Annotated in this window: 5 protein-coding genes; 4 read left to right on the top strand and 1 reads right to left on the bottom strand. The window is 53.4% G+C overall.

The genetic code is table 11. From position 1 onward, the window contains the following. Positions 1-1,323, bottom strand: coding sequence for a TRZ/ATZ family hydrolase (locus NP589_RS03965; RefSeq protein ID WP_256605807.1), 1,323 nt, complete (start codon positions 1,321-1,323; stop codon positions 1-3). Positions 1,324-1,440: 117 nt separating this feature from the next. On the opposite strand from NP589_RS03965, the gene NP589_RS03970 reads away from it, so the two are divergent. The 4 genes from NP589_RS03970 to cysZ all read left to right on the top strand — a co-directional run bounded on the left by NP589_RS03970 (position 1,441) and on the right by cysZ (position 10,231). Next, a complete protein-coding gene (locus NP589_RS03970) occupies positions 1,441-2,562 on the top strand; it encodes an HD-GYP domain-containing protein (protein WP_256605808.1) in 1,122 nt (373 codons plus the stop codon). Positions 2,563-2,653: 91 nt separating this feature from the next. Next, positions 2,654-8,239 (top strand): PAS domain S-box protein, encoded by a 5,586-nt coding sequence (locus NP589_RS03975; protein ID WP_256605809.1) that lies wholly within the window; start codon positions 2,654-2,656, stop codon positions 8,237-8,239. Positions 8,240-8,450: 211 nt separating this feature from the next. Beyond that, entirely contained in the window at positions 8,451-9,488 is a 1,038-nt protein-coding gene (gene mtnA, locus NP589_RS03980; protein ID WP_256605810.1) for an S-methyl-5-thioribose-1-phosphate isomerase, read from the top strand. Beyond that, entirely contained in the window at positions 9,482-10,231 is a 750-nt protein-coding gene (cysZ, locus tag NP589_RS03985; RefSeq protein WP_256605811.1) for a sulfate transporter CysZ, read from the top strand. The genes mtnA and cysZ overlap by 7 nt, the downstream gene beginning before the upstream one ends. Positions 10,232-10,413: the final 182 nt, after the last annotated feature.

Genomic DNA, 10,413 nt, shown 5'->3' on the forward strand with positions numbered 1-10,413 from the left:
TTAGCTAGTGGGGTGCTCCTGCAAACGCTCTTGCCAAAGCTTGATTTTTTGTCTGAGGCCCGGCACATCGAAAGACGTCAACTCGCGTTTGCGCAGCAATTGCTTACCGTTTACCCACACATCGGTGACTTGGTGCCGACCGGCGGCATAGACGATCTGCGCCAGTGGATTGAACAAGGGTTGAGTTTCCAGTTCGCCCAGATCTATTGCCACCACGTCCGCGGCTTTACCGATAAGCAGCGAACCGATTTCAGCGTCCAAGCCTAAGGCCTTGGCGCCGTTAATGGTCGCCATTTGCAATGCCGTCGTCGCGGACACCGCGCTGGCATCGCCGGCCACACCCTTCCCCAGCAAGGCCGCTGTACGCATTTCCGAGAGCATATCCAGATCGTTATTGCTTGCGGCGCCGTCGGTGCCCAAGGCCACATTGATGCCGGCCGCCAGACATTCAGCCACAGGACAAAAGCCGCTGGCCAGTTTCAAATTGGATTCCGGACAATGTACGATGTGGCCGCCGGTCTCCGCGTAAAACCGGATGTCTTCACTAGACAATTGCGTCATATGCACCGCGATAAATGACGGTGTCAGCAAACCCAACTCGTGCAAACGCTGTAGCGGCGTTTGGCCGTTTTTACTTTTTTGCTCGTCGACTTCGTGCGCGGTTTCGTGCAAATGCATATGCACGGTCAGATTCATCTCATCGGCATAGGTAATTACATTACGTAAAGGCCCGTCCGACACGGTATACGGCGCATGGGGCGCAAACGAGGTGCTGATCAATGTTTCATGCCGGAGTTGCTCGTGCAGCGCCAAGCCCTTGGTCAGATAGGCGTCCGCGTTTTCCGCCCATACGGTCGGAAAATCAAACACGATCAAACCGATATTGGCGCGCATGCCGTGTTGCAAGGCTTGTTGGGCGACGATTTCCGGAAAAAAGTACATATCGTTAAAGCAGGTGGTGCCGCAGCGCAGCATTTCGGCAATCGCCAAGTCGGTGCCATCTCTGACAAACGCCTCGCTGACCCATTTTTGCTCGGCCGGCCAGATATGGTTTTGCAGCCAGTCCATCAGATGCAGGTCGTCGGCAATGCCGCGCAGCAAGGACATCGCCGCATGCGTATGACAGTTAATCAATCCCGGAATCAGCGCGTGCCGCTCCAGCACTTCGACATGCCGCGCTTGGTACTTTGAAATTGCCTGCTCGGTCGGTAACAAATCGACAATTCTGCCGTCGTCTATCACAAGACTGGCGTGCTCATGGATTGCGGACACCGGCTCAACCGGTATAATCCAACGGGCTTGAATGAGAAGGTCGACCAGCATGGGTGCTCCCGCTATGCAAAACGGCGATTATACCTCGTTAGCCGGCTTGCTCGCCTGCGGAGAAACTTGTTGCAGCCCAGGCTATTTCACCTGCACCCTATGGACGGCCACATCTTTATGAGCAGCAACCAAACGGTCACATCGGCGACTATCCTCATTGTGGACAACACGCCGGAAAACATCGCTACCCTCGGCAATCTGCTTCAGCCCTACTATTCCCTGCGCGTTGCCATCAACGGCGCCCGCGCGCTGGCCTCGGCCAATTCCGACCCGCGCCCCGATTTGATTTTACTGGACGTCATGATGCCGGAGATGGACGGCTACACGGTTCTCACTAGACTGCGCGAAACCCCGTATACCGCCGACATCCCCGTCATTTTTGTCACTGCTTTGGACGCCACGGACGATGAAACTCTGGGCCTAGCACTAGGCGCTGCTGATTACATCACCAAGCCCCTGCGGCCCGCCATTGTGCTGGCAAGAGTGCGCAGCCAACTGGAATTGAAGCAGGCCCGCGACCGGATGCGCGATCAAAACCTCTGGCTGGAAGCCGAAGTTGCCAGACGCATGAAGCAAAATCAACTGATTCAAGATGCCAGCATGCGCGCCCTGGCCAGCCTTGCGGAAACCCGCGACAACGAAACCGGCAATCACATTTTACGCACCCAGGGCTACGTTGAGGTGTTGTGCCAGGAATTGGTGCGCATGCACCACCCGGAAATTCGCGATAAACATAGCATCGAGCTAATCACCAAAGCCGCGCCATTACACGATATAGGTAAAGTCGGCATCCCAGACCAGATCTTGCTTAAACCAGGCAAATTGACCGAAGACGAATGGACCATCATGCGTACCCACTCGGCTTTGGGTGCCGAAGCGATCAGCCGCGCCATTCAAGACGAAGCGGATCAATCCGTATTCGATTTTCTGCACGTAGCGATGAAAATCGCCCACTATCATCATGAGAAATGGGACGGCAGCGGTTATCCTGCCGGACTGGCCGGCGAAAACATCCCGTTACCGGCACGACTGATGGCACTGGCGGATGTATTCGACGCCCTGATCAATCGCCGCTGTTACAAAAAGGCCATGCCGCTGGAACTGGCGGTTTCCGTGATTCAAGAAGGCAAAGGCAAGCACTTCGATCCGATGATCGTGGATGCATTCAGCAACTGCCTGGAGCAATTTATTTCCATTGCGCTGCGTTACGCCGATACGGAATTTGAGAATGCTGAATAAAGACATATGCAAAATTTGCCAAAGTCGATGACATGTCAATTGCCTCCAGCCTTTAGAGAGCAAACGTGCATTGCCAATTCAAACCGGTTTTATGCCTAGCCGGCCCGCGCTGACATACCTAAAGCTCCTCGCGGTTGCCAGTGTTTATGCGCTGACCGGCCGAATTTCGCTGCTTTACTTTAACCCTGACGGTAGCGCCAGCATTTTTTTTGCTGCCAGTGGGGTAGCGCTGGCCGCAATTTTAATAGGTGGCAAAGACTATCTCTGGGCCGTTTTGCTGGGCGCGCTGACACTCAACCTTTTACAAGGTAAAGCCCTGCTTACGGCAAGCATCATATCTTTGGGCAGCGTCGCCGCTGCCTGGTTAGGCGCCTGGCTGGTCCGGCAAAATCAGCGGTTCGATGCAACGCTGGCTACCTTACGCGACTATTTGCTGCTGATTTTCCTGGGCGGATTTGTTGCCTGTGCGTTGCCGGCGCTGGTCGGCGCGCTGGCCCTGGTCAAAGCGGGTCTTATCGAGCAGAGCGCCTTTGCCGGTAGCCTTCTGAACTGGTGGATGGGCGACAGTTTGGGGATTATTTTAGTCACACCGTTAATCCTGGTCTGGCGCGACACCGCATTGCAACTGTTAACCGATTTTTTTGATACCGCCCCCCCGGAACCTTTAACACGGGAAGGCAAATCAGGCTTGGACAGGCCTGTCCCGAGCGCTGCCGAAGGGCCTATTCCGAACGGAATATTAGTAACAAGTAGCCGCCGTTTAACAAAAGCCAGATATATCGGCGGAGTACTGGCGATGCTGGTCTTGAATGGCTTACTCGGGCAAATCGTGTTTCTCGACTGGTTACATGCCCATGTTGGGAGCTACGCCAAAAGCCATTGGCTATTTTTATCGATCACCTGGATAGCTGTGCGGTTTGGCACGCGTGCCACCACGCTGGCCCTGACCATCACCGCCGTGCAGGCCATGCTCGGCAGCAGCCAACATCGCTGGGGATTTTTCGAGCATGACCTGGGCAATCAACACGAATTGAATTACTGGACTTTCATCTCGGTGTTGTCGATAGTCGGCATGGCGCTGGCTAGTTACTTTTCCGAGCGACAGCAGACCCTGGAAACACTCAGCGAAAAGGAAGAACTGTTCCGCACCTTGATAAAAGCCATGCCCGACATGGTCTGGCTTAAAGATCCCAACGGGGTTTATTTGCTCTGCAATCCCAGTTTCGAGCCCTTATGCGGCGCAACCGAGGAACAGGTAGTCGGCAAGACCGATTACGACTTCGTCAACCAAGAATTAGCCGACTTTTTCCGCGAACGCGATTTTACGGCGGTTGCCGCCGGCAAGCCCTGTTTGAACAAAGAGTGGCTGACAACTGCCGACGGTAAACATACAGCCCTTTACGAAACCATCAAAACCCCGGTCAAAACCAGCGACGGCAAACTGCTCGGCATATTGGGTGTCGCCAGAGACATCACCCAAGCTCACCATGTCCAAAGGCAATTGCAAGAAAGAATCAAGGAACGGCAATGCCTGTTTGCAATTTTTAGCGCAACGGAGGACAAGGACCAGAGCCCCTTCACCATGCTCCAGTCGGTAGCCGACATTCTGCCGAGCGGCTGGCAATACCCGGAAATTACCGCCGCCCTTATCGAATGGGAAGGCGTTTTAGTAAGCAGCGCCAATTTCCGCGAAACCCCTTACCAACTCAGCGCTCGGCTCAACACCCAAACCGGCGCGCCCGGCCGTATCAGTATTTTTTACCTGGAATCAAGGCCAACGGAACAGGAAGGTCCGTTTCTGCGGGAGGAGCGCGCTTTACTCGACACAGTAGCCGAACGACTGTCCACGGTTCTCGATCAGCACTTGGTGCATTTGCAACTCAAGGAACGCGAAGAGATTCATCGCACTATCGTTGCTCAGGCGCTCGATTCAATCGCACTGATTGCCTCCGGCAGCTTAGGTTTTGTCGAATTCAACGACACGGCCTGCAATAGCCTGGGCTATAGCCGCGAAGAGTTTGCGCGACTGACGGTGCGCGATATTCTGGCCGATCAAAACCGCATCAAGATTCGCCAACAATTGCGGGCATTGATCAGGCAAGGCAGCGCCAGCTTCGATACCTTGCACCGCCGCAAAGACGGTAGCTTGCGGGACGTAAACGTCCGTATCAAACGGGTCACATTCCGGGAACACAATTATTTTGCCGCTATCTGGACTGATACCACCGAGCAAAAACAGCTGCTACAGGAGTTATCGGAGAAAGCCGAACTGCATCGCGTACTGGTTGACAACAGCTCGGACGGCATCGTCATCATCGACCAAAGCCACCGGGTGATGGAAGCCAACAAACGCTTCTGCGAGATGCTGGGTTACAAACTCGAACAAGTATTGCAACTTTACACCTGGGACTTCGAAGCTGAATTAACCGAACAACAAATACGCGAAAACTTTTCCGACCTGACGCATACCGACAAGGTCATTGAAACCCGCCATCGCCGACAGGACGGCAATTGCTTCGACGTAGAAGTCAGCATGAGCGGCGTCAATTGGGGCAGTAACAATCTGGTATTTTGTGTGTGCCGCGACATTACCGCCCGTAAGCAAATCACCCATCAACTGGCTGACGAACGCCGCAGACTAGCAGATATAATCGAAGCCACCCACGCCGGCACCTGGGAATGGAATATGCAAACCGGCCAAGCCATTTTCAACGAACGCTGGGCGGAGATGTTCGGTTACCGACTCAGTGGACTTGAGCCTTTTACTTCGCATAGCTGGGAACAATTCGTTCATCCGGACGACCTGAAGCTTGCCAACAGCTTACTGGAACAGCATCTGGCCGGTCATAGCGATTACTACCAGTGTGATCTGCGCATGCGGCATAAGGACGGTCGCTGGGTATGGATTGCCGATCGCGGCAGAATCACTCAGCGCACGGCAAACGGTGAACCCTTAATCATCAGCGGCACGCACATGGACATCACCGAGCGCCGCGAAGCCGAACAACAAATACGTGAGAGCGAAGAGCAGTTTCGGACGCTTTTCGAGGATACTAAGGAAGCTATCAGCATTATTGAGGATGGCCGCTTCGTTAACGCCAATCGTGCCTGTCTGGAAATGCTTGGGATGGACAGTATGAACACCCTGAAGAACCTCGGCCCCGCGCAGCTGTCGCCTCCATACCAGCTCGACGGACAGCTATCCTCGGACAAGGCAAACGAGATGATGCGCATAGCCCTGGAAACCGGTAGCCACCAATTCGAGTGGACCCATGTGCGCGCCAACGGCGAATGTTTCCCCGTCGAAATTTTGCTTACCGCTATCCGCCGCAATGGCAAGGCTTTACTGCATACCGTCTGGCGCGATATAGCCGAAAAGAAAAAGGCGGAAGCAGAATTAGCCAATTATCGCCAGCATCTGGAAGCGCTGGTCGCCGAGCGTACTGGCGAGTTGAAAACTGCTAACGAGCAATTGAAAATCAGCGAAGAGCGCTTGGGCTTTGCGCTCGCCGCCAGTAACGACGGCATCTGGGACTGGAATCTTCGGGACAATTCCACTTATTGCAATAATGCTTATTTTCAAATGCTGGGTTATAAACTAGGCGAATTCCCGCAAGATGCAAACAGCCATTGGATACAATTGCTGCATCCTGAGCATAGGGAAAGCATAGTTACGCAGGCGCAGAAAGAACTCCAAAATAAAGGATTTTACGAAATGGAGTTTCAAATGCGTGCCAAGGACGGCAGCTACAAATGGATATTAAGCCGCGCCAAAGTAGTTGAGCGAGACACGAACGGTCAGCCTGTTCGCGCGGTGGGCACCCATACCGACCTAACGGCCCGCAAGGAACTGGAACTGGAACTTGCCCTGCTCGCTGCCAAGGAACAAGCCGAAGCCGCCAACCTGTCGAAAAGTACCTTTCTAGCCAATATGAGCCATGAAATACGTACGCCGATGAATGCTATTTTGGGCATGTCTCATCTGTTGCAGCGCGAACTGAATCAACCCGACCAACTGGACAAACTCGCTAAAATCACCTATGCCAGCAAGCATCTATTGAGTCTGATCAACGATATTCTGGATCTGTCAAAAATCGAAGCAGAGCGCTTGCAGATAGAAGAAACGCCTATTAACGTGGCGGCCTTATTGGACCATGCCTACAGCATTATGGCGGAGCGGGCGCGCGGCAAGGGCCTTAGATTTTCAAAAGAACTCGATGATTCTCTAGCTGCTATGCCTTTACTCGGCGATCCTTTGCGTATCGGCCAGATTTTGATCAATTATCTGGGCAACGCCATCAAATTCACCGATGCCGGCGAGATCTCGCTGAAAGCCTGCTTGCTGACACAATCGGCTGAACGAGTTGAAGTCCGTTTCGAAGTGCGAGACACCGGCATAGGTCTGGACGACGAGCAACAAGCCCGCGTGTTCGAAGCCTTCGAACAAGGCCAAAGTTCCACCACCCGCAAATATGGAGGCACCGGTCTGGGCCTGACGATTAGCCGCCACCTTGCCAACATGATGGGCGGCACGGTGGGCGTCATTAGCACCAAGGGCTCGGGCAGCACTTTTTGGTTTACCGTCAGACTAAAATCCGACCGCAATCCGCCTAGCGCCGTGCTGGCAGCCGATACCGCTGACTTTCGCCGTGAGGCAACCATCTTGCTGGTCGAAGACAATGAAATCAATCAAGAGGTAGCAAAAGAACTATTGGAAACCACCGGCTTGACGGTCGAACTCGCCAATCACGGTGCCGAGGCATTAAACATGGTAAACAACCGACGCTACGATCTAATCTTGATGGACATGCATATGCCGATAATGGACGGACTTGAAGCCACCCGGCTGATTCGGCAATTGCCCAATTGTCAGACTTTACCGATTATTGCGATGACCGCCAATGCCTTTCAAGAAGATCGCCAGGATTGGCTGACTGCCGGTATGAACGATTTTCTGGCTAAGCCGGTTGACCCTGACATTTTATTCGCCATGTTAAGCCGTTGGCTGCCGGACAAGAGCAGCAACCTCAAACATCTAGCCGCAGAAAAAGTAAGTACGGGCAAGTCATTGGTTCTGGATACTGCCATCGGGCTGCGTAGCTTTGCCGGCAAGCACCACAGCTATGAAAAGATGTTGCGGCGTTTTATTGATTCACATCTCGACGATGCGCGGAAAATAGTCGAAGCAGCTGAAGCTGACGACGTGGAGACCGCCCGGCGTCTAGCCCACACATTGAAGAGTGTGGCGGCAACACTGGGGCTGGAGCAAGTGCGGGCCTTAGCGGCGATTTTGGAGCAACGCATAAAATCGGCCGAGGAGCGTTCGGCTATTGCCGCCAGCTGCGACCCTCTGAGCTTGGCCTTGACAGAGGCTGCGACGGAAATTCGCGAGTTATTGGTTCATCCGACTACTAGCGAGGAAATAGCTGCCACGCTCGACATCAACCAGCTCAAGGCGCTAATACCCAAGCTTCTGACCATGCTGGCGAGCGACAATATTAACGCTGTCGATAATTGGCACAAGATAGCGCCCACATTGACCAGTCTGCTGGAGGAAGCACAACAGGTAGAGACAATTACCAGACAAATTGAAAATTACGATCTGCCGGGTGCGCTGGCAAGCTTGCGGCAGTTGCTCGGACAACACACGGAATTTGCGGAATTTACCAAAGGTTAAAGACTATTAACCGGACCAATATCGACAAGCACAGCAGTAAGCACAAAAACACCTTAAAATAACTCTTATATACCGGACTACGGCCGCGTCTAGCTAGTCTTTTCAACGCAAATTGACCGCTCTGGTGCCCACTTAGAGCATCGGGGAAGTGCCAGTTGCAGGAATTCGAGCCACCTCAATCATTTATTCTTTAGATTTAAACGGAACCACGATGAGTACAAGCCAAACACTTTCCGTACAAGCTTTGCAATGGAGCGGACACAGCTTAAAAGTGCTGGACCAACGCGTCTTGCCGGAAACCATAGCCTACGATGAATATAACGACGCCGCCGGCGTCACCGAAGCCATCGCTTCGATGCGGGTGCGCGGTGCCCCTGCCATCGGCATCGCCGCCGCTTACGGTGTCGTGCTATCGGCCATGCGGCACTATCCAAATGCCGATTGGCAATCGGCGGTAGCACAAGATATTCAGCAACTGGCGGCATCCCGGCCGACTGCGGTAAACCTGTTCTGGGCGCTGGATAAAATGCGCGCTCTTTTAGCGGAAAACCCAGCGGAACCCCTCGCGGCACTAACTCAATTAGCCGAGCAAATTCACGCCGAAGACATCGCCGCCAACCACGCCATGGGCGAACGCGGCGCCGATGTGATCGGCAATGCCAAGGCTGTGCTAACCCATTGCAATGCCGGCGCCTTAGCCACCGGCGGTTACGGCACCGCGTTGGGCGTGATTCGCAGTTTGCACAAGCGCGGTCAATTGCAAAACGTCTATGCCGATGAAACCCGGCCTTGGCTACAGGGCGCGCGCTTGACGGTGTGGGAGTTAGCGCAGGACGGCATTCCGGCCACTCTAATCGCCGATTCGGCGGCGGCTTGGCTGATGAAATCGGGCAAGCTAGACTGGATCATCGTCGGTGCCGACCGGATCGCCGCCAACGGCGACGTGGCCAATAAGATCGGCACGTATTCGCTGGCGGTGTTGGCGAAACAACATGGCGTAAAAATGATGGTGGCAGCGCCCTCTTCCACTTTCGATTTCAGCATGGAAAACGGCGACAGCATCGAAATAGAACAACGCAACCCCAAGGAACTGCTTCCAAATTGTTACTTAAACGACGGCTCGTTGGTGAACGCCTGGAACCCAGTGTTCGACGTCACGCCAGCGGCCTTAATTAGCGCCATCGTCACCGAACGTGGCGTGGTCATCGATCCCGGTCTACACGGGGTAAGGAGTTTGGCAACATGTTAAATTTACCACGCGGCAACAACCCCTTGTTCGCAATTGGCTGCTTGTGGGAGGGTGCAAAAATGCTTACCCACCCCGAGTTGCGTAAATATCTGTTGATTCCGTTATTTATCAATATGGTGTTGTACACCGGCGCTTTCGTGCTGGGCTACCATTCCGTATCGGCTTTGATTCATTCCTTTATCCCCGACTGGTTATCGTGGCTGAATTGGATTTTATGGCCGCTATTTTTTATCAGTTTTTTAGTGATCGGCTTCTTTACCTTTACCCTGTTCGCCAACCTGATTGCCGCGCCATACTACAGCCAGTTAGCCGCCAAGACCTTGCAGTTGATTAGCGGCGGCAGCGTGGTGAAAGCCGATCTGCCTTGGGATAAGGTGTTTTTCGGCGAATTGCGCCGGGTTGGCTATCTATTGCTGCGGGTACTGCCTTTACTGCTGCTGTTTTTGATTCCGGTGGTCAATCTAATCGCACCTTTGCTTTGGGCGGTGTTTGCGGCATGGGGTATCGCGATGGAATTTTTAGCATACCCGCTGGAAGAACGCGGAATGCCGTTTCCCGAGCAGAAGCAATTCATGAAACAGACACGCTGGGGGGTGATAAGCTTAGGCGGCTTGACCGGCTTAGGTCTGACCTTGCCCATCGTCAATTTATTGATGGGTCAGGCGGCGGTAATTGGTGCGACGATTTATGTATATCGTTTAGCGCAAGTTGAATCGCCTGCGTCCGACCAACCAATGGCGTAATCGCCACTGAAGCTTCCTCGGCCCAAATCCGGAATAGAAGACGCGCTTCGCGTGTTTATAAACCGGGCTTTGGTGTCTGTAAGTTAATTTCACCGGCCGAAAAAACCTATAACTAGCGGTTTTTAATATCGACGAATCTTGTTGGGAAAAAAGGTTTATTCCAACAAGGGGCTTTTTGAACG

Origin of the sequence: Methylomonas rosea, from assembly GCF_024505055.1 — a bacterium.
GTDB lineage: Bacteria > Pseudomonadota > Gammaproteobacteria > Methylococcales > Methylomonadaceae > Methylomonas > Methylomonas rosea.

Coding starts and splice junctions, on each gene's coding strand:
- NP589_RS03970 (WP_256605808.1), top strand. CDS start 1,441: ATGAGCAGCAACCAAACGGTCACATCGGCGACTATCCTCATTGTGGAC.
- NP589_RS03965 (WP_256605807.1), bottom strand. CDS start 1,323: ATGCTGGTCGACCTTCTCATTCAAGCCCGTTGGATTATACCGGTTGAG.
- cysZ (WP_256605811.1), top strand. CDS start 9,482: ATGTTAAATTTACCACGCGGCAACAACCCCTTGTTCGCAATTGGCTGC.
- NP589_RS03975 (WP_256605809.1), top strand. CDS start 2,654: ATGCCTAGCCGGCCCGCGCTGACATACCTAAAGCTCCTCGCGGTTGCC.
- mtnA (WP_256605810.1), top strand. CDS start 8,451: ATGAGTACAAGCCAAACACTTTCCGTACAAGCTTTGCAATGGAGCGGA.